We start from the raw sequence: 20,617 nt of genomic DNA on the forward strand, positions 1-20,617 counted from the left end.
CAAGTACGATACACCCTCTTGCTTTTTATGCAAATAACCGGCAGCTGTTACAGGGAAGCCTTTGCAGCGGCGCTGATAACACCCGTTTCAGGATCTTGTATCATACCAATCAGTTCCCATTCCTGCGTGTTAAACCCATCAGGAAGATGGATGCTTGCAGCGCCTTGTTTGCCATCCCGCAGCTTAAATGCCTGCAGATCCCGTACCACCTGTACATGAGAAAGAGTACGCCCTTCGTTTTCACCTCTCTCCACTTTGCTTACTGCATGTTTTTGCACAACGGCAATAAGTAACTGGCTGTTGCCGGTATTACCGGTCAACTCATAGGTGAAATTTGCTTTGCCCGGTTGCAACTGCGCTTTTATGCCCAGGCTTGCAGTTGTGCCATTGCCAAGCGCATCGCCAATGGCATTGGTTACAGCAGATTCATCGGATCCTATGCATGATGTATGGCCGTTAACAACCAGCTGTGGGGTGTATACCTGGCTGGGCAACTGCTGGCTGTACTGGTATTGGCGCTTTGAATATTGGGGTTGGCTGAACACATCTTTCCAGCCGAGGCGGTTCCAGTAGTCCACATGATAAGCCAATACATAAATGGGTTTATTCCCGGCCTCTGTTTGTATGCGGGCTAACAGCGCATCGGCAGGAGGACAGCTGGAACATCCTTCTGAGGTGAACAGTTCCAGCACTGCAAACCCATTGCCGTTATTAGTACGGGTTTGTTTTTTTGAAGCGCTGACCCGGTTGGCAAATACTGCGGAGAAAAGTGTGAGTACAATTGCGGCGCCTATTGCGGGCATCATTATCTGTTTCATATCTTTTGAATTTTATTTTATTCAAAAGTACCGGCTGTTATTGATGGGGGTAAGCGGAAAAGCCTTCAGCCAGGCATTTTCGGTGCTCAACCGGGACAAAACAGCCGGGAGAAAATTATATCACCGGTCTTCCATCCAGCTGAGAAAGCTATGTGATTTCTCCTTATTGACCAGGAGCTTATCCGGTGTTTCAATCACCAGCTTCACGAGAAGCTTACGCAGGAAATAAGGCTCCACTTCCTTGATGGCCTTGAAGTTAACCAGGTATTGGCGGTTCAGCCGGAAGAATTGAAGGGAAGATACGGATTGCGTTACCTGGTCGAGCGACTGGGTCAGGTTATATTGTTGTTTATCGAAACACATGATCCAGGTAGCATCGTGTCGAACATAGAAGAAAGCAATATCTTCAACACTAACTGTTTTGTACTTCTGGTTTTTGAAAACGAGGAAGCTGGTCTTACCACTTGGCGGGCTTAGTTTAGAAAGAATATCACCCAGGTCGGGGATAGCTTTCTGCTGGAAGAAATTCTTCAGCTCATCCACTTTCCGGAGCGCGTCCTGTATATCCTGTTTGGAAAATGGCTTTAGCACATAGTCCACGCCGTTGCTTTTAAATGCTTCCAGGGAATATTCATCATAAGCTGTACAGAAAACAACGGGACAGGTGATTTTTACCTGTTTGAATATTTCAAAGCAAAGGCCATCCGCCAGCTGGATATCCATAAAGATAAGATCGGCCATAGGCCCTTCTGAAAGCGCGGCAACTGTGCTTTCCACACTTTGATACTGGCCGGTGATCTTATCTCCGGGCTTCAGGCCCAGTATAATATTTTCGAGCGACCGGGCTGTTTTGAGCTCGTCTTCAACGATGATGATGTTCATGGATCAGCGGCAATTTGATTTTAAAGGTTTTTTCGTTAGCAACAATATCGATATGCTGCTGCATCAGGTGCTGGTATCTCAGGTCAATATTTTTAAGCCCTACACCCAGGGAGTTTTGTTCCCCTGTTTTCTGCTGCACCTGGTTTTCTACAATGATTTTATCATCTTCCTCATAGATCCTGATATGCAGCGGTTTGTCAAGGGAAACGATATTGTGTTTGATACAGTTCTCCACCAGCAGTTGCAGGGTAAACGGAGGGATCAGCGTTTCCAGCAGCTGGTCGCTGAGCGTGCTTGTAAAAGTAAAGCCATCTCCAAAGCGCGCTTTCTGAAGGAAAAGATAAGCGTTGAGGATGTCCATTTCCTCGCGCACATGGATCAGGTCCAGCTTCCGGCTTTCAAGTGTAAAGCGGTAGAAGTTGGATAGCTTGATGATAAAATCAACCGCTTCCTGTTCCCCACTTTCTACCATTGCCTTTAATGTATTCAGGCTGTTGAACAGGAAATGCGGGTTTACCTGTTGCTTCAGCAGTTCGTACTGGGCGCTGAGGTTATCGCTCTTTATGCGTTCCAGTTCCATTGTTACATGCTGGTTCTCGTAATTTTGTTGCAGCAGGTGCAGGAACATATAAAACACGAGGTTGATAAGGATACCCCTTACTTCCACCATCAGCATCGCAGGGCCAAAATTGATATGCGACAGGATCAGTTGCTGGATGTAAGCAAGTCCGAGCATCACTACCAGGCCAAACAACAGGCTGCTCAGCAGTTTTGAATACGAGATGCTCTGTTTGCGCGGCTGATCAGACTGACCTGACAGTATATAAATATTGAAATACCACATCAGCAACGCAAAAGTGGCTGTTATACCCGCATTCACAGCTGCTTCCGCCAGGTGGAAATGATGTTCGGCGATTTGAGGTACGGAAGAAAGTAACCCTAAGCCTATAGAGCTAACCCATATGGTTGCCTGTGATATTTTAAAACCTGGTTTTTTCATCTGTAATAAATCAATCTACTGGCGATAAAAATATTCATTTTTACCTTACCATCAGAAAAAGTTGATGATATACTATTATTCATGCCGTACATATTACGGGAAAACAGAAGGGCTGTGAGAAAATATATAACTGATCCGTGCAGCGGGGCCTGTCTCTCCACCTTTACCGTGGCGGCGTTCCAGCCGGTATTCCAGGTGCTCCGGCGCATCTGCCGCAGTGGTTATTGTTTCAATACTTTGAACAGCACCGTTGATGTAACTGCCGTACCAATATTTATTATCGGCCTGTTTAAAGGTAACGAGTTTGAATATTTCGCCGGGAACATGTGTTTTGTAGCCGCCAAGCGCGCATGTTTCAGCAGCCGTATTACCAAACAACACGCTCATGGTTTGCTGCTGCCTGTTGGCAAATGAGGTGATCACCTGCAAACCGCCTGCATTGAATATCTCCCGTGTATGCTGCCTGTCCGGAACCGGCCGGCTGCAGGCGCCTGTAACAGTAAGGAGGAAAAGCAGAAGAAAATTTTTCATACCATTTATTTTAATGAGTGAGAAGATCGGCCGCTATTTCAGTTCATTGTTGGGTAATGGAAGATTGAATACATAGTCGTTTGCACTGGCAATTTTATGGCAATTGAAACAGGTGGTATTGAACATAGGCGTAGCCCCGTATGGTTTAAGCGCAGTACCGTTGAATTTTGCAAATCCCCAGCCTTTACTGTCGGCGAACCGCTTGTTATCTTTCGTCATGATCTGCACACTGTTCAGTGACCCGGGAAGGATATCGCCGTTCTTTTCCTCAATGCTGTTCCATACTACCTTTACAATGGTACTGCCTTCAGGAAAAGGATTGATCCGGTTTTCCTTAATGGCTTTCGCGGCAATGTCGTTGCCATACACCACGCGAATGCTGTGATTATCGAACCGGTTGGTGGTGCTGATCACCTGCCATTTCCTGAAATCAGGCGTATACGCTACACCATTGGCGGCTACAGGGTTACCGGCTGCAGCCGTAGATTTTTCCCTGAATTGCCTCAGCTCTTTATCTGCCTGCTGTATCAGGGCCGTATCATGGTATACCGCAGGACTGAGATCATTCACATACTTTTTCAGCGTGGTAATATCATTTGCTGTAAGCCTGGATTGAGGATGTGTAGCGGCATAAGCGCCCAGGGGCATTTTGCCTGTCAGTACCATGTTCACCATTTCCCAGAGGAAGCCCTGCTGGCTTGCAGGAGAAAGCGTGTCCCAGGTAGAGAAATTGAATCTTGATCTTGCTTCATTCACATCTGCGGATACCAGCCAGGAAACGGGTACAATTTTATCGTACCAGCTAAGCCTCGATTCGTTGGAGTGGCAATCGTAGCACGCGCGCCGCAGAATGCCCAGCACTTCATCGGGAGCCTGGATGGGAGCCGTTGCGGGGTGGTTCTGCACCGGCTGCCCGATAAATTGCATGGCCGTGATCAGCAATACAATGAGCGCTGTTATCCATCCTGTTTTCCTTGTAAGTATTTTCATACATCAGTTTTTTAATTGGGAAATAAATGCTAGCCGGCATAACTGTTAGCCTCGGTAATAGCGCGGGAAAACGCTTCAGGGGCTTCCTGCGGGAGATTATGACCGGCTCCTTTGATAATATGATGTACGTGTTTGCCGGTGAACCTGTGTGCGAAAGCAGAACCATCGCCGGCAGGAACCACACCATCGGCATCACCATCGAGCGTAACGGATGGCACGGTAACAGAAGGCGACGCGGCCAGCCTGTTTTCAATGGCGTTGTATTGCGCCTCGCCCGGTTCTATGCTGAGCCGCCAGCGATAATTGTGAAGCACAATGGCAACATAGTCCGGGTTTTTGAAAGAAGCGGCGGACACGTTGTAAGTGGCGTCATCAAAATTCCATTGCGGTGAAACATTTTTCCAGATCAGTTTATTGAAATCATACCAGTTGGCGGTATAACCCAGTTTACCACGCTCGGTAGCAAAGTAGTACTGGTACCACCAGCCCAGTTCTGCTTTGGGAGGTAATGGTTGTTTGTTTCTTTCGAGATTGTTGATAAGATACCCATTTACAGATACCATTGCTTTGCAGCGTTCCGGCCATAATGCCGCAATAATGTTGGCCGTACGCGCTCCCCAGTCGAAACCGCCAAGGATGGCTTTTTTAATATTCAATGCATCCATGAGGGCAATGATATCGGCGGCCACCGCAGCCTGCTGGCCGTTCCTGTATGTTTGACCGGACAGGAACCTGGTGGTGCCATGTCCGCGCAAGTGAGGCACTATTACCCGGTAGCCTTCGGCAGCCAATATATCGGATACCTTTGCATAGCTGTGGATATCATAAGGCCAGCCATGCAGCAGGATAACGGGCTGCCCGTTTGCAGGTCCTGCTTCTGCATAGCCTACATCCAGGAGCCCGGCCTTTACCTGTTTGATGTTATCGAAAGAGGGCAGCAGCCGTGGCGTATGCTGCTGATCCCCACCTTTTGAAGCCAATGCCTGTAGGGGGGATAGTTTTGTTGCCGCTAAGGTTAAAGCGGCCATGCTGAGAAAATGTCTGCGGTTAAAATTTCCGGTGTTTGCCATGATTCTTTGCTGTGATGCTTTTGTGCACCAGGGCAGAACGAAAGTACCCCGGTGAGGTTGCAATGAAAACCGGTTTTGGGGTGAACCAGACAAAAACGGGGTTGATTTAGACAGATGTGCCGCCCGGAATTACTTTTCCCAATTAGATAAACTACTGCCCCCAGGGCTGAAGATCATCGCCGGGTATGGCTATAACAAATTTATCTATACCAAAGTGAATAAAGGAGTGGAAGGCACCAGCAACGGGCTGCCTGCTCATATGGCTAACCTGTGGGTCAGCCATAAATTCCCGCAACAAATATTGAATGGGTTTGGCATTGGCATAGGGGGTAACTATGTAAGTGATACTTATCCGGAAAATGAAAGTAACCTGCTTACTATCCCTGCCTATGCCCGGCTGGATGCTACGTTTTTTTATGATTACCCGAAGTTCCGCATTGGGGTAAAGATCAATAACATTACAAACGCGCAGTATTGGAGGATCAATAATGATCCGCAGAGCCCCGGAAATATTGCAGGCAGTATTTCCTATAAATTCCAGGACCCGGTATGGTTACTATTATTCCGGCGTATTGGGGCTTCCCTCTATTCCCAGCCGCTTTAAAACGTTCCTGGTAACCCGGTCGCAGCGACTTAAATGGAAATGATAAACATGATCTTTCATATAGGCGTTTAAATCTGCCCGGAGCATCGCCTTAGCGCGGTTGAGGCGTACTTTCACATTGTTTTCCTCAATGGTGAGCGCTCCGGCAGTTTCTTTTACAGACATTTCCTCGATTTCGCGCAGCACGAAAACCAGCCTGTATTTTTCCGGGAGCCGGGTAATGGCATCTTCCAGTATCTGGCTCAATTCCTTGTTTGCTAAATCCCTGGCCGGGGTTGTCATATCTGTAAATTTATCTGGTGATAGTGAACTGGTAAATCTGTTCCTGTTTTTCCGTTTCAATTCATAGCATTCGTTGAGCATAATGCGCGTGAGCCAGGTACCGAGAGAGGCACGGAACCCGAACTGCGACAAATGACTATAGGCATTGATATACGTGTTCTGCATGGCATCTTCAGCAGCTGCATCATCTTCCAGTACCGACATGCCGGTCCGGTAAAGGCGTTGGTTATACCGGCTGATAATCACTCGGAACAGGTTGCGCTCACCCGCCAGTATCCTTGCGATTGCTTCCTGATCGGAAACCTGGTTTACTATGTCTTCCTTTTGCGGTGTCATGTTAATTAGATGAAATAACCGGTAAAAGGTTACAAAAAAATAAGGCGTGTTTTTTGTAACCTTTTTTTGCGCTGTATCTCTAACCATCATACTAAAACATATGTATTATGGCAACTATCCAACAGCTTCAAAAAACCTTACGTTTTACCTTTGGCATTGTGCCCATTGTAGCGGGGCTGGACAAATTCACCAACCTCCTTACCCACTGGGAAAATTACCTGGGCAGCAATGCCGCTTTGATCCCCTTCGCCGCCGCCACTTTCATGAAAATTGTAGGGATCATTGAAATTGCCGCCGGGGTACTGGTATTGGTACGTCCCCTTGTGGGCGCCTACGTGGTAATGGCCTGGCTGATCTGCATTGCACTGCAATTGCTTGTTGCCGGGCAGTATTTCGACGTAGCGGTCCGTGACCTTGTTATGGCCGTAGGAGCCTATACACTGGCACAGCTGACAAAGATCAATACACAACGTTCCTGATGAACAAGGCAACCGGCGCTGCTGCCGGTTGCCTTGTTATGGCTTCCTGAAATCGGTAGGCCTGGCATGCACGAATTCATGGAATGTATCACTAAAAGAATTGATAGAGCTGTAACCTACCGCGAACGCTATTTCGCTGATAGGCTTGCCTGTTTTCAGGATCATTTCAATGGCCCTTATCATTCTTATGGTTTTAAGATATTGCAGGAACGAGATCTTCAGGTTCGATTGAAATAACCGGGAGAGAGAGCGTTCCCCGATATTGAACTGTTTGCTTACACTGCCCAGTGTAAGCCTTTTCCCGATATTTCTTTCGAGGTAGTCGGTAATATCCTGCATCTGCTCATTGTTGGTAGCCGGCAACACAATAGGCAGCGCCTTCCTGCTTTTTTCCGGCAGCATCTTTTTGAGCGCCACCAGGAATTCAAAATTATAGTCTTTGTCGCCTACATGCCTGCCATCCCAGCACTCGGTGTAATTGATCATCTGGATCAGCAACTCACTGGCGGGGTAAATTCCCAGCTGGCTATAAAAAGGATCCGTTGCATCGTCGTGCGCATAAAAATAAAGAGAGCGCAGCACCGTGGCCTTGTGCCCGAGCCGCAATGTATGCCACATGCCGCGCGGAATCCAGAAGTAATGCCGGGCTGGTACCACATAAGTAAGGTTCTCAATAGTGATATAGGCGATTCCTCCTTCCACATAGCTTAACTGCCCCTTGTTATGGCGGTGAAGGGGGATCAGCTTTTCCGATTTTTCATGCATCACAAAAACGGAGTTCCTCTTTTTCTCTATTTCCGGTAATGAAGCAATTAAGCCCATAACATTGTTTGTTAATGTAAAATAATAAGGTAGCTGTATAAAAATAACATTTGTCCGGAATGATGAAAAAATTGGCTATTACGGTGAAATTAACAATGGATTATCGTGATAATTTTGCCCCCGAATATTATGAACAGCAGAAGTCTTTTTTTAGCAGGAGTATTTTTCGCAGGCAGGAGTTTTATTGCCACTGGCCAGGATACTTTAAAATTAACGCTTTCCGAAGCATGGCGGAAAGCAGAAGAGCATAGCCGCATCATTGAAATAAACAGGAAAGCCACTGAAATTGCCGCAGAAGAGATCAGGGACACAAGGGCGGAGCGGTTACCGGAAATTGGCATTAGCGGCAGCGCAGAAAAAGCCTCCAACATCCCCATCTATGAAAATGGTTTATTCTCCAAACCTTCCCAGCACGAAGTGATCCACACGCTTTATAAAGCAGGAGCCGATTTTTATCTCAATCTTTATAACGGCAATAAGCTCAACCTGAAAATGGAGGAAAATAAAACCCTCCACCAGCTCAGTACTATCCGGGAAAATGAATCCGTTTCCGCTATCCGTTATAAAACGGCGTCTTTATACCTCGATCTTCAAAAAGCATTTATCTTCAGAAATCTTATTACAGCAGATATTGCCGACCAGGAAAAACAACTGAAGGAGATCAAAGCTTTTCACAGGAATGGCACCGTGCTGAAAAGCGATGTGCTCCGCGTTGAGCTGGACCTGTCGAAAAGAAAGATGACCCTTGTTAGCATAGAAAATGATATACTGATCGCTACGCAGAAACTGAATATCATTCTCGGAGAGCCGGACGAGAGGATCCTCTTTCCCGCCGGTCCTGAAACAGGCCCGGGCAGCAGCGGGGCTTATGAAGAATACCTGGCCGCAGCGCTGGAGCATTCTTTCCCTTATCATATTTCTGAACAGCAAACCCGGTTGAGCGAAATACATCTGAAACAGGTAAAAGCGAATGTCCGTCCCAAGGCAGGCATGTACGGCGACTTTTACTATGCCAACCCACAGATATTCCTTTATCCCTATAACCCTTACTGGTACTCGCTGGGCGTAACCGGGCTGAAAGCGTCTTTCCCTATATCGTCGCTCTATCATAATATACATAAGGTAAGAGCGGCAAAGCTTGAGCTGGAGAAAGAAGAGGAAGCACATAAAGACACGGAAGACAAGGTACGCCAACAGGTGAAGGAAGCCTTTCTCCGTTATAAGGAAGCAATTATACAGATCGGGGTGTCGGAAGTGAATGTAGCGCAGGCGCAGGAAAACGCGCGTATTATCAGGCATACATATTTTAACCAGGCATCGTTAATCACCGACTTACTGGATGCCGATATCCAGGTGCTTCAAACACAGTTTGAACTGGCATCAGCAAAAATTGCAGCACAAAATAAATTTTATCTTCTACAGCATATCACAGGCGTTCTTTAACCAATGAAAAAGAAATATACCGTTACAGACAGGCTGATCACCCGTATCACGGGCTGGATGGCAGGGATCATTATTCTCTTGCTCCTTTGCTGGGGCGTTTATACCATATGGGAATATTATATTTATGAGCAAACCAACGACGCACAGGTACAGGAGTATGTGAACCCGGTAATATCAAGGGCAGGCGGTTTTATTGTGGCAGTGAAATTTGAAGAGAACCAACAGGTGAAGAAAGGAGATACGCTCTTACTGATCGACGACCGGGAATATACCCTGCAACAGGCGCAAACAGCTGCTTCCCTGCAGAAAGCGGAGGCCCGCATGGAAGTGCTGGAAAGCAATATCCGTACATTGGAGAAAATGGCTAACGCATCGGAAGCACAGATCGCTGCAGCCAAAGCAAAAATGTGGAAGCAACAGCTGGACTACCAACGTTACAGCCAGCTTTACAACGAGGAATCGGCTACCAAACAGCAGCTGGAAAACATGCAGGCGGCACTGGATGTGAACACGAGCGATTATCAGTCGTCGCAGGACAACTACGGGGCCGCCCTTTCCCGCATTGCTGATATCCATGCAGAGAAGCGGGTAGTGGCAGCAGAGATCGCCCGGCTGAAAGCATTGCTTGACCGGCATAAGCTGGATGTGAGCTATACTGTGATCACGGCCTCGTACGATGGCCGCATGGGTCGCCGTACCGTGGAAACAGGGCAGATGATCAATGCCGGTGAGATCCTGGCCTATATCGTAAACAATGAAACCGATAAATGGGTAGTGGCCAATTACAAGGAAACCCAGATCGCCAATATGCGTATAGGCGACTCCGTTAAGATAGTAGCCGATGCATACCCCGGCCGTACATTTAAAGGAACTATCATTTCCCTGTCGCCTGCCACGGGCTCCAGCTTTTCATTGCTGCCGCCGGATAACTCCACGGGCAACTATGTAAAAATTGTGCAGCGCATTCCTGTGCGTATCCGTGTAGATGGCGCCAGGAAAGATATAGATGTGCTGAAAGTAGGAATGAATGTAAATGTATATGTACCCAAAGCCCGTCACCGTGGATAATGCTATTCCTGTATTTAAATCATGGGCGCCGGACTGGCTGGTGAAAGTGATCCTTTTTTCACTGCTGCTCCCAAGCATCGTACTGTTTTTCCTGCCCTTGTCCAACATCAACGCTGCGGCAGGTTATTATGGCAGTGAGCCGGCGGATATCCAGTTTTCGGTAGCGCTGTTTTATGCAGGCTATGTTGGGTTTTACAGCCTGGAACGCCGCTTCTTTCTTTATCTCGCGTCAAGGGAATATTTCATCCTGTTTACTTTCCTGCAGATATTAACCAGCCTGGTTTGCTATCATACACGTGAACTGTATATTTTTTTTCCGGTGAGATTTTTCCAGGGAATGCTGTTCTCCTGTACAGTGAACCTCTCGCTTTCCCTCATGTTTACCCGGTTGCGCTCGGAGCGGGCAAGAGAAGTAAGCTTTTCTGTATTCTTCGGCTTACTGCTATGCGCCATTCCTTTCAACAATTTTGTAACGGCAGATCTGATCGACTCCTGGAACTTTAATATTGTTTATAAAGGAGCGCTGTTTTCCTACCTGCCCTGTCTTTGCATGTTAATGCTCAGTATGAACAATGTCAGGCCCGATGTGCGCTTCCCCTTGTATAAGCTGGACTGGCAGAGCTTTACCCTTTACAGTATTGCTCTTTGCCTGGTGGGCTATATCATGATTTACGGGCAGGAATACTACTGGCTGGAAGATCCGCGGATAAGATACAGCGTTACAGGTATCGTTGTGCTTTTAGCCATTTATCTTTTCCGGCAAAGGAGTATGAAGCATCCGTATATGGACCTGCGCATTTTCCGGTTCCGTAATTTCAAAGTGGGATTACTGGTGCTTTTTATGATGTATATCTGCCGGTTTGCTTCAGGCATTACCAATAACTTTTTTGCCACGGTGTTGCGCCTCGATCCCATGCATGTTTCCTATATCAATCTTTTCAACCTGGCTGGTATAGTGGCCGGTGTTATTATTGCCTGTTGTATGATCCTTCAGCAGCGGCGCATCCGTTATATATGGATGCCGGGATTTATTTTACTGCTGGCATTTCATGTAAGCATGTATTTTCTTTTTGATGTACAGGCCAATGAGTTCAGTTACTATATCCCTTTGTTTATACAGGGCCTCGGCGTGGGGTTGATTATGGTGCCTACTATTGTTTATTCCATTTCTTCCGTGCCGGTATCCATGGGAGCGTCGGCATCAGCTGCTTGCCTGGCGGTGCGTTACCTGGGCTTTTGTGTGAGCATTGGTATCATCAATTTTTTTGAACTGTATGAAAAGAGCCGCCACTACAACGCATTCCAGGATCATCTTACCCGGTTGGACCCCGGGGTGAAACAGGTAGTGAGCACGCAGGTCCGTCAGCTGCAGGCCCGTGGAATGGCTCCCGGCCCCTCTGGCAAGGCAGCCGGCAGGTTACTGGTGAACGCTGTGAACGGGCAGGGGCAGCTTCGCTTTGCAATGGACTACTACGAAATGATGTCGTTGCTGCTGGTAGCTATATTGCTGCTGATCGCTTTATTTCCGTACCTGAACAGAACGGTGGTATACCTGCGGTCAGGACGGCTTTCTCCTGCCTAGATCTGTTTGTTTTTTAAATTACTGAGATGAGATATTTATTACTGATCGCCTTGCTGCTGTTGTCCTGTAATAAGGACAATAAAGAATTTACACTGAACGCAATTAAGCTCAATGCCTATAAGATGCCGGCCAATGCCGCTGAGCATCTGTTCCTGAAAATACTTGATATCAGCCACCCGGGAGATCCGCTTGCCGTTACCCGTTCCTATCCTGCGCAACTCACGCTACCGGCTACTTTCTCCGTTAGCCCCGCAGTGAGATGGAAGCTGTACCGCAAGGGGTATCATATAGAACTATGGGGCGACTCCACAGGACGCATAGGCGCCTGCGATGTAAACATGGAGGAGTATAAAATTATTTTCCCTATAGATATGGAAGTAAGGAGCGATGACCTGAATGTATCTATCATGGGGAGCTGGGAGTAGTGGGATTGCTGCAAATAAGGAAATAACCTTAATTTAGCGCTGGTACAAGTTATATGAGCGCATCCATCACTACTTTGCAGCGGTTGTTATTTGACCTGGCCGGCGTACTGCCGGCAGATACGGCCCCCTTATTTGCCATGACAAGGCAGGTGCAACTGGCAGCCAACGAAACGTATATCCGTGAGGGTGATACAGAGCGCCGCCTCGCCTTTATAGAGCAGGGCGTTATGCGGGCCTACATCATTAAGCATAACGGCGACGAAGCCACGCTTTTTTTACGATGGGAAAAACAGTTCATTGCTTCCCACGATACAATAATACACAGGAAGCCTTCGCGTTTTATTTACCGCGCCCTGGAACCTGTTACACTGCTGGAAATAGACTATGATGTGCTGGAAGAAGTACTGAAAACGCATCCTGAATATGAGCCGCTGCGCAACTTTTTCCTGATGCGCATGTTATCTGAATCCCTCAATATGCTGGAATCCTTTGTAACGCTGTCGCCGGAAGAACGGTACCGCAACCTGCTCTCCGAACGTTTCGACCTCGTGAACCGGGTACCTGATAAGTATATTGCTTCCATGCTGGGTATCACACCTGTATCGCTGAGCCGTATCCGTAAGCGGATGCTGGATAAGGGAAAGGGATAAATTATCTTTTGTTAATGCACGAAATTATCTTTTGTTAACCATACCTGCCATACCGGTTTTCTAATTTTGGGAGATAAATTTCCCAAGGATATGGAACCAATCATTGAAGCAACAGTAAAGATATTTAGCATGAGTGCCATCCGGTATTTTATACTGGCGGGTATTCCCTTCCTGGTATTTTACGGCCTGCTGCCTGCCAGGGTTAAACATTTTAAGATCCAGCAGCGGCTGGCCTCGAAGAAGGATTTTCTCCGGGAGATCTGGCATTCTATGCAAAGCACACTGGTATTCACCGGGATCACTATCATGCTGCTGTTCACACCTGTGCGGCAGTATACCATGATCTACTCCAATATCCACGATTTCCCACTGTGGTACATCGGCTTGAGCCTGGTACTGAGCCTGGTGATACACGATACCTATTTCTATTGGATGCATCGTTTGCTGCATCATAAGCTGTTATTTAAACGCACGCACCTGGTACATCACAAGAGCATCAATCCATCCCCATGGGCCTCCTACAGTTTTCATTTCCTGGAAGCCGTGGCGGAAGGGGGTGTGCTGGTGGTGATCACCAGCATAATGCCTATGCATCCGCTCACCATATTATTGTTTACCGTATCAGGTTTTATCATTAATGTATACGGCCACCTCGGGTATGAGCTGATGCCGCGGAAGTTCAGGCATAGCTGGTGGTTTGAAGTAGTGAACACCTCTGTTCATCACAACCTGCATCATAAAAAGTTCCGCGGGAATTATGGGTTGTATTTCCGTGTATGGGACAGGGTTATGGGCACCGAGCACCCGGATTATGTAAAGGAATATGACCAGTTGCAGGAGAGGAGGTTCGGGCATAAACAGGTGTACGCCCGGTAGTGAAAAGTATGCCCATCGCCGGCAACGGTAGGTTATTGGCGACGGGCCTTGTTATATTACTTCTTATTTAAGCATCCATAGCCCTGTGCTGCCAGGTTTTCTTTCATCTGTTGCTTTTTTCAGCAGGGTATCACCGGCGGCCAGGTTGCCGAATATTTCAACACCAGCATCCAGGGTCATACCCTGGCGTACGTCTACCCATTCAGCCTTTCCTTCGTGCACCCTGATCACAAATCTTTTTTCCTGCGTAGTGGTTACCGCGGCAAATGGTACAATGAAAGATGTGCCTCCCCGTTCCAGGGTAAGTTTTACATAAGCAAAAGAGCCGGCTTTGAGCAGGTGGTCGCTGTTGTCTACCTGGAACTCCCATAACTCGGTGCGGGTGCCGGGATCAATAGTTTCGGATTTACGGGTTAGCGTGGCTTTGAAGTATCGGGTAGGATAGGCGTCTACCCGGAAGTCGATATTCTTCGAAAGGCTGGCAGTGGCCGTGTATATCTCGGGAACGGCTGCACGAAGGCGCAGCGTGCGGTTATTCTGAACGGTGAGCAGCATGGCTGTGGTGCCTACCAGTGCGCCCGGATCGGCTGTACGCGCGGTGATGACGCCATCAAAAGGGGCGGTGATATACAGGTATCCGGATACCGCTTTATTGGTTTGTGATTGTTTGCCTGCTGCGATGTAGGAGGCGCTGTCGGCCAGCATCAGGTTGCGGCTGCGCTCAAGATCTGCCGGGGCTACAATGCCGGGCGTTTTTGCCTGTGAAGCCCTGTAGAGTCTTTCATACTGATCCTTGCTGGATGCCCACTTCGCTTTGGCCGATTGTAAAGCGGCTTCGGATTCTGCCAGCCTGCTGTTAATTTCCGGCGCTTCAATCACCGCCAGTGTTTGTCCTTTCTTTACATGGTCGCCAAGGTCCACATTCATGCTGCGCACAAAGCCCTGTACTTTGGCAAACAATGCAGCGGTTTCATAAGGCACCAGCTCTGCAGGCAGCTCTATCGTTTTCCTGGCGGTGTCCTGTTTCAGGATGAACACCGGCACCGTATCGGATGCGGCGCTGTTGTTTGTATGTTCCGGTTGCCTGGAGGTATTGCCACAGGCTGCCAGTAAAAGAACCAAACTTATAATCGCGATGGATCGCATATGATTGATTTTATTTTTTAGGATTGTTTATCGTAATGAATACTGCTGGCATCGTCCGGATCAAGGGAAACAGCCACAAATTTTCTTCTTCCGGTGATCAGCTGGTATACCTGTGGCAGGAAAAATAATACGCTGATGGCTGAAAACAGGAGACCGCCGATTACAGCGATGGCCAGGGGCGCGGTTTGATCGCCTCCTTCGGAAAGCCCTGCTGCCATCGGGATCATACCGGCTATCATAGCGGCGCTTGTTATCAGGATGGGGCGAAGACGTATTTCCGCTGCGCGGAGATGACCGGCTTCCATGCCCTGCCGCCTGTTATGCTCTGCACTTGTAATAAAAAGCACGGAATTGGCAATGGCCACGCCAACAGCCATGATGGCGCCCATATACGACTGGATATTCAGCGTGTTGCCGGTAAGGAAAAGAAACAGGAGAGAACCTGCTATTACAGCCGGAATAACGGACAAGGTGGCCAGGGCTACGCGGAAAGACTGAAAATAAACGGTCATCAGCAGGAAAATTACGACGATCGCAATCAACAGGCCAAACCGTAAACTGTCAAGCGTTTGCGCCAACAACGGCGGTTGTCCCCGAAGCAGGATTTTTGCCCCATTGGGCAGCTTACCCATCCCTGCAATGATACTGTTTACTTTATTGAAAACGGTTCCTGCATCCTGCCGGTGAATATTGGCGGTGATGGTAATATAGCGTTGCTGGTTGAGCCGGTCGTATTCGCCGGTAACAACGGTCCGTTTCCAGCTGGCTACCTCACTGAGGTAATGTGTGTTGCCGGCGCCGCCGGAAATGGGAATAGCTTCCAGCTGTGCAGTACTGTTCATCCGGTACTCAGGGTATTGCACCTGTACCTGGTAGGCGGTTCCGGTTGTTTTATCAAGCCAGTAATTAGGCGAAGTAAAACGGCTGGAAGAAGTAGCTGTTACCACGGAGCGGGCTATCTGTTCGCCGGAAATACCCAGTTGCCCGGCTTTTACGCGGTCTGTTTCCAGTCTGATGGCGGGGTAATCCAGCGGTGTGGCAACCTGGAGATCACGCAGGGATGGAATAGCTGCCAGTTGCTGCAGCAACTGCCGGGCTGTTTCCCTGCCCTCCGCCAGGTTACGGTTTACAACGGCTATTTCAACCGGGTTGGTGCTTCCGAGGTTCAGCACCTGTTCCACAATATCTCCCGGCTCAAAAGAAATCCTGGCTGTTGGAATTTCCTTTGCAACGGCGCTGCGTAATTTCTCTCTGAAAACAGCTACCGGGATTACATCTTTCTTCAACTTTATTTTTGTTACAGATTCATGTGGTCCGCCCGTCCACAGGTGAATATAGTTAACGGGGAAACTGGATGGCTGGGTGCCAATGAAAGCGGAAGTTATTTCCGTGTTGCCATTACCGGCGATACTGTCCGACAGCTGCAGTAACCTCCTGGTGGCATCTTCCGTACGCTCAAAGCGGGTGCCCGTGGGAAGGCGTAAACGGACCTGTGTTTGCCCGCTATCAGTTTGCGGGAATAATTCAGTGCCGGTAACAGAAAACAATATTATCATCAGCAGCAGGGAAATGCCAAGGAACAGGGCTGTCAGCCATCCGAAGCCGGTTTGAAAACGTTGCCCCATATCAGCGTACCGCTGCTCAAGGCGATGATAAAACCCGGCGCCGGATCGTTGCTGTTGATCTTTCAGCCACCAGTTGCCTGCCACCGGTACAAAAGTTTGCGATAACAGAAAAGAGGCTATCATAGCAAATCCCACGGCGAGTGACAGCGGGAGGAACATGGCTTTGGGTACGCCGCTCATGAACAGTGATGGCACAAATACTGCGAGGATGCTCAACAGGATCAGTAGTTTGGGTGCAGCTATTTCCCGGCATGCATCTGCAATGGCCCTTGCTTTATTTTTACCCTTTTCCTGGTGACGGTGAATGTTTTCTATCGTTACCGTGGCTTCGTCTACCAATATGCCTACTGATAGTGCCAGTCCGCCGAGGGTCATGATATTGACGGTTTGCCCGCTGAGAAATAATAAAATAGCCGCAGAAAGAAGGGCCAGCGGAATGGTGGTGATCACGATGAGCGCACTGCGCCTGTCGCCAAGGAACAGCCATACCATCAATCCCGTGAGGAGGGCGCCCAGCCCGCCTTCAAACAGCACACTTTTCAGGGAATTGATCACGTAGCCCGACTGGTCAAATTCGTAGGTTACTTTTATATCTGAAGGAATGGCCGCCTGCATATCCGGCAGCGCCGCTTTCACTTTTTGCACCACGTCCCAGGTGGAGGCATCGGTGCGTTTGGTTACCGGAATATAAACGGAGCGCTTGCCGTTTACCAGCGCATAGCTCGTGGTTACATCCGATCCCATGGTAACGTTGGCAATATCTTTTACATATACCGCAGGGCCGGCGCCGGATTGCAGCGGTGTATTCTGCAGGTCCTGTAATGTTTCTATCACGCTGTTCTGCGGCGTGATGTAAGTGGTATCGCCAATACGCACATTTCCGGCGGGGGAGATGCTGTTGAATTTTGCAATGGTTTGGACCACCTGGTCCGGTGAAAGATTATGTCCGCGCAGTTTCTCCGGATCCACAGTGATCAGCACCGTTTTCTGGTTACCACCAAAGGGCGGAGGTGCGGATACACCGGGCAGCGTTGAAAACATAGGCCTTACACGGAACAGCGCCAGGTCCGATATTTCTCCCAGCGACCTGCTGTCGGAACTGAATACCAGTTGCCCTACCGGAACGCTGCCGGCATCAAAACGGGTAACAAAGGGGGGCACCGTTCCGGGAGGCATAAACGCCCTGGACCTGTTCACATATCCCACTACTTCGGCCATGGCCTGGCTCATGTCGGTGCCTTCGTTAAATTCTATTTTGATGAGCGCAGCTCCCTGTATGCTTTTAGACTCTACATATTTAACGCCGGTGATATACAGGAAATGGTATTCGTAATAGGAGGTAACAAAACCTTCCACCTGTTCGGGCGACAGGCCGCCGTAAGGCTGCGCAACGTATACCACGGGCAGCCCTAGCCGCGGGAATATATCCACTTTTGCATTACGGATCGAGAGGAATGAAAAGAAAAGAATACCAATAACAGCTACCAGTATGGTGACGGGATGCCGTAATGCCTGAATGATGAGTTTCATAAAGTGTATATCGTTATTTCAGTTTATCTGTAAAAACATCCAGCTGTCCATTTGCGGCGGCCAGTTCAAGTAAAGCATGCCATGCCTGCAGGAATGCGCCCGCTTCGCCCGTTTCTGCTTTCAGGAGCTCGTACTGCCCCTGTACCAGACGGGTAAAATCCGCCAGGCCGCTTTCATAACTGAGCTTCAATCCGTCGAATGCATATCGCGCTGCCTGCGACTGTATTAAAGCCTGTTTGGCAATCAGCAGGTTTTGCTGGTAGCTGAACTGCGCGGTTTCCAGTTGTTTTTGCAGGTTTAGTTTTACCTGGTCCAGTTGTGTTTCATCAGATTTTAATAATAAGCGGTATTGTTTTTTCTGGAGATTTACCTGTGAGAACTGCAGGATCGGGAAACTCAGTTGTATGCCGGCCCCATAGTTTTTCCGGGAAAGCGACCAGCCATCTGCTTTGCTGACGTTACCTGCGGCATCCACGCCGGAGCCGCGGGCATAAGCATTTGCCCACAGGTCCAGTTTAGGGCGCCATGCGCGTCCGGCTTCTTTCAAAGTCGCTTCACTTACCTCTTTTTTAGTCTGGTAATATTGAAAAGATGGATGTGCCGTAAAATGAGCAGTGGTATCAGCGCCGGTGGGTAACTGGTTGATGAGGGAGGTATCTGCCAGTATAATCTCATCCGGTTTACCGGGCAGATCTGCCAGCCGGCTCAATTCAGTGATCAGGGTATAATATTGCCGTTGCGCGGCCAGCAGGTCTGTTTGTGCCTGCGCCAGTACCGACTGGAACTGCGTAGTGTCAATACCCGGGCGCAATCCCTGCTGCGCAAGTACCAATGATTGCTGCAGGCCTGCCCTGGTACGTTCTATGTTCATCTCAAAACTTAACAATAATTTTTTGAGGTACACAGCATCCAGGTAAGTGGATATGGCCAGGTATTGCTGGCGGAATAGCGTTTCATTATATATGCTGCCGGCCAGTTTGTACTGGGCTGCTGCCTTTTCTACGGCGGCCTGCCGCTGCCCGAAAGTAAGCGGGTTCCATTTTACCAGTGCGGTTAAAGCCGTGCCCGGAACCAGGTCGTAAATATTGTCTGCAGACGGAGGCCCGCTGATGGGTAAAAACGAACCGGGATAACTCATCCCCGTAATATTATTGTAGGTGGCATAGCCTGCCTGGTAAGCCGCTGTAACCTCCGGTACCAGCGTGTTCCGGGCCATTCGTATATTGTATTGCGCAGCCTGTGTCTGTTGTTCAGTGGCTTTTACCTGCGGCTGCGATTGCACCAATAACAGAAGGTCCCTGATATGGATAGTTTTTTGCTGCGCTATGCCGGGTAATGACAACATCACAAAGCAACTGCTGATCAGCATCTTTTTATGATAAACATTCATTTATGAAACCTGTTTAAAGTATGGTATTGGTCTTTCTGCAAGGAGAGAATTCTCCGTTAAGATATTACAATCCCCTGGTATTTTTTAATAACAGCGCTTCGGATAAAGTAGCTGTGCTTAATGCTTGTAAAATCCGTCAACCTGTCACCAAAAAATAGAATGAAAACAAAGGTTTTGTATAGTTTTTACTTTTTTCCTAAACTTTTCCGGTAGGCAGACGGACTTTTACCGGTATGTACCTTAAAGATGCGGGTAAAATGGCTCTGGTCTGAAAAACCCGTCAGGTAAGCAATTTCAGTGAGCGAGTGACTGGAGGAAAGGAGTTGTATGGCTTTGTCGATCCGTAGTTTACGGATATAATCCCCGAAAGAAAGATCGTCAAAATATTTGGAGAACTCTCTCGATAAATAAGCAGGATGTACCTGCAGGGTTTCAGAAAGTCCCTTCAGGCTTAGATTGAGATTGATATCAATCTGATCCTGCATTATTTCTTTTAGTTCCTTTGCCCAGGCGGGAATTTTTTTAGTGTCTTTTTCGCGTTGGAGAAAATTATTGAAGATGTCGAGCAGCTGGTTTTCAAAAGGCTGCTGGGTATGTTTAACCTGTTGCAGGTATTTCGCCCAGCTGTACAGGGAGTCGTAGAGCAGCATTGCCTTTTCCAGGAGCTTATTATCATCCGGTTCATCATATGCCATGCCTGCGGAGATGGCCCAGAGGCCAGCAGCCTGTGGGGCCAGGTTGTGGCGGTCGGTATCCGCTCCGCGAACAATGGGCTCCAACGTCAGCACAGCAGCGTCTTCAATGCCGTGTTTTTTGATGATATAATCGAAGGTACACTGATCGTCGTAATGCGTGTATTCCACACCGGCAATATCAAAAGGAATGGCCTCCATTTGTGCTGCCATTGGCAGTACATCGCTGAACGGCACATAAATAAATGTGGCTTCCGGATCTACAAACCTTTTAATAAGCCATGGGCAGGCGAGCCTGTCGATTTTAGGACGTTCACGGGTAATCCATTTCATGCCCGGAAAGTTAGGAATAAAAATTCCTAAGGTATAGAAAAAG

The 20,617-nt window shown here is 48.3% G+C and carries 20 protein-coding genes; 8 read left to right on the forward strand and 12 right to left on the reverse strand.

The features are described 5' to 3' along the window. Nucleotides 1–47: 47 nt before the first annotated feature. From ABIE50_RS16295 to ABIE50_RS16320, 6 genes are all read right to left on the reverse strand, one after another. On the reverse strand, nucleotides 48–818 hold the full coding sequence (locus tag ABIE50_RS16295; RefSeq protein ID WP_209857263.1) for a DUF1223 domain-containing protein: 771 nt from the start codon (nucleotides 816–818) through the stop codon (nucleotides 48–50). A gap of 120 nt (nucleotides 819–938) precedes the next feature. Further along, nucleotides 939–1,700, reverse strand: coding sequence for a LytR/AlgR family response regulator transcription factor (locus ABIE50_RS16300; protein ID WP_209857264.1), 762 nt, complete (start codon nucleotides 1,698–1,700; stop codon nucleotides 939–941). Then, complete coding sequence (locus ABIE50_RS16305) at nucleotides 1,681–2,700, reverse strand: sensor histidine kinase (protein ID WP_209857266.1); 1,020 nt, start codon at nucleotides 2,698–2,700, stop codon at nucleotides 1,681–1,683. The genes ABIE50_RS16300 and ABIE50_RS16305 overlap by 20 nt, the downstream gene beginning before the upstream one ends. Nucleotides 2,701–2,793: 93 nt before the next feature. After that, nucleotides 2,794–3,231, reverse strand: a complete 438-nt coding sequence (locus tag ABIE50_RS16310; protein WP_209857268.1) for a hypothetical protein — start codon at nucleotides 3,229–3,231, stop codon at nucleotides 2,794–2,796. Nucleotides 3,232–3,264: 33 nt separating this feature from the next. Next, the gene (locus ABIE50_RS16315; protein WP_209857270.1) at nucleotides 3,265–4,221 is read right to left on the reverse strand and encodes a heme-binding domain-containing protein; all 957 of its coding nucleotides are present in this window, start codon (nucleotides 4,219–4,221) and stop codon (nucleotides 3,265–3,267) included. A gap of 29 nt (nucleotides 4,222–4,250) precedes the next feature. Beyond that, nucleotides 4,251–5,291 (reverse strand): alpha/beta fold hydrolase, encoded by a 1,041-nt coding sequence (locus tag ABIE50_RS16320; RefSeq protein ID WP_209857272.1) that lies wholly within the window; start codon nucleotides 5,289–5,291, stop codon nucleotides 4,251–4,253. Between the two features lie 154 nt (nucleotides 5,292–5,445). On the opposite strand from ABIE50_RS16320, the gene ABIE50_RS16325 reads away from it, so the two are divergent. Further along, nucleotides 5,446–5,895: a TonB-dependent receptor domain-containing protein gene (locus ABIE50_RS16325; RefSeq protein WP_354028288.1), complete on the forward strand. Its 450-nt coding sequence runs from the start codon at nucleotides 5,446–5,448 to the stop codon at nucleotides 5,893–5,895. Here the strand turns inward: ABIE50_RS16325 and ABIE50_RS16330 are convergent. Continuing rightward, nucleotides 5,851–6,513 (reverse strand): RNA polymerase sigma factor, encoded by a 663-nt coding sequence (locus ABIE50_RS16330; protein WP_209857274.1) that lies wholly within the window; start codon nucleotides 6,511–6,513, stop codon nucleotides 5,851–5,853. The two genes, ABIE50_RS16325 and ABIE50_RS16330, sit on opposite strands and share 45 nt — an antisense overlap. A 107-nt stretch (nucleotides 6,514–6,620) precedes the next feature. Here ABIE50_RS16330 and ABIE50_RS16335 point away from each other — a divergent pair, with 107 nt between their 5' ends. Beyond that, nucleotides 6,621–6,992, forward strand: a complete 372-nt coding sequence (locus tag ABIE50_RS16335; protein WP_209857276.1) for a hypothetical protein — start codon at nucleotides 6,621–6,623, stop codon at nucleotides 6,990–6,992. 36 nt (nucleotides 6,993–7,028) lie between these two features. Here ABIE50_RS16335 and ABIE50_RS16340 read toward each other — a convergent pair whose 3' ends face one another. Next, complete coding sequence (locus ABIE50_RS16340) at nucleotides 7,029–7,814, reverse strand: AraC family transcriptional regulator (protein ID WP_209857278.1); 786 nt, start codon at nucleotides 7,812–7,814, stop codon at nucleotides 7,029–7,031. A 129-nt stretch (nucleotides 7,815–7,943) separates the two neighbouring features. On the opposite strand from ABIE50_RS16340, the gene ABIE50_RS16345 reads away from it, so the two are divergent. The 6 genes from ABIE50_RS16345 to ABIE50_RS16370 all read left to right on the forward strand — a co-directional run bounded on the left by ABIE50_RS16345 (nucleotide 7,944) and on the right by ABIE50_RS16370 (nucleotide 13,858). Further along, nucleotides 7,944–9,257 (forward strand): TolC family protein, encoded by a 1,314-nt coding sequence (locus ABIE50_RS16345; protein ID WP_209857280.1) that lies wholly within the window; start codon nucleotides 7,944–7,946, stop codon nucleotides 9,255–9,257. Between the two features lie 3 nt (nucleotides 9,258–9,260). Further along, the gene (locus tag ABIE50_RS16350; protein ID WP_209857282.1) at nucleotides 9,261–10,325 is read left to right on the forward strand and encodes an HlyD family secretion protein; all 1,065 of its coding nucleotides are present in this window, start codon (nucleotides 9,261–9,263) and stop codon (nucleotides 10,323–10,325) included. Beyond that, nucleotides 10,297–11,907 carry an MFS transporter gene (locus ABIE50_RS16355; protein ID WP_354028045.1) on the forward strand — a complete coding sequence of 537 codons (1,611 nt, stop codon included), beginning with the start codon at nucleotides 10,297–10,299 and terminating at the stop codon, nucleotides 11,905–11,907. The genes ABIE50_RS16350 and ABIE50_RS16355 overlap by 29 nt, the downstream gene beginning before the upstream one ends. Nucleotides 11,908–11,933: 26 nt before the next feature. Continuing rightward, on the forward strand, nucleotides 11,934–12,332 hold the full coding sequence (locus ABIE50_RS16360) for a hypothetical protein (RefSeq protein ID WP_209857284.1): 399 nt from the start codon (nucleotides 11,934–11,936) through the stop codon (nucleotides 12,330–12,332). Nucleotides 12,333–12,385: 53 nt separating this feature from the next. Then, entirely contained in the window at nucleotides 12,386–12,982 is a 597-nt protein-coding gene (locus ABIE50_RS16365; protein ID WP_209857286.1) for a Crp/Fnr family transcriptional regulator, read from the forward strand. A gap of 90 nt (nucleotides 12,983–13,072) precedes the next feature. Further along, nucleotides 13,073–13,858: a sterol desaturase family protein gene (locus tag ABIE50_RS16370; RefSeq protein ID WP_209857288.1), complete on the forward strand. Its 786-nt coding sequence runs from the start codon at nucleotides 13,073–13,075 to the stop codon at nucleotides 13,856–13,858. 63 nt (nucleotides 13,859–13,921) lie between these two features. On the opposite strand, the gene ABIE50_RS16375 is transcribed toward ABIE50_RS16370, so the two are convergent. The 4 genes from ABIE50_RS16375 to ABIE50_RS16390 all read right to left on the reverse strand — a co-directional run bounded on the left by ABIE50_RS16375 (nucleotide 13,922) and on the right by ABIE50_RS16390 (nucleotide 20,574). Then, nucleotides 13,922–15,004, reverse strand: a complete 1,083-nt coding sequence (locus tag ABIE50_RS16375) for an efflux RND transporter periplasmic adaptor subunit (RefSeq protein ID WP_209857290.1) — start codon at nucleotides 15,002–15,004, stop codon at nucleotides 13,922–13,924. Between the two features lie 17 nt (nucleotides 15,005–15,021). Then, on the reverse strand, nucleotides 15,022–18,159 hold the full coding sequence (locus ABIE50_RS16380) for an efflux RND transporter permease subunit (protein ID WP_209857292.1): 3,138 nt from the start codon (nucleotides 18,157–18,159) through the stop codon (nucleotides 15,022–15,024). A 13-nt stretch (nucleotides 18,160–18,172) separates the two neighbouring features. Then, nucleotides 18,173–19,549 carry a TolC family protein gene (locus ABIE50_RS16385; RefSeq protein WP_209857294.1) on the reverse strand — a complete coding sequence of 459 codons (1,377 nt, stop codon included), beginning with the start codon at nucleotides 19,547–19,549 and terminating at the stop codon, nucleotides 18,173–18,175. Nucleotides 19,550–19,734: 185 nt separating this feature from the next. Further along, on the reverse strand, nucleotides 19,735–20,574 hold the full coding sequence (locus tag ABIE50_RS16390) for a chromate resistance protein ChrB domain-containing protein (RefSeq protein ID WP_209857303.1): 840 nt from the start codon (nucleotides 20,572–20,574) through the stop codon (nucleotides 19,735–19,737). Between the last annotated feature and the right edge of the window lie 43 nt (nucleotides 20,575–20,617).

Origin of the sequence: Chitinophaga sp. OAE865 (assembly GCF_040546735.1) — a bacterium.
GTDB classification, from domain to species: domain Bacteria; phylum Bacteroidota; class Bacteroidia; order Chitinophagales; family Chitinophagaceae; genus Chitinophaga; species Chitinophaga polysaccharea_A.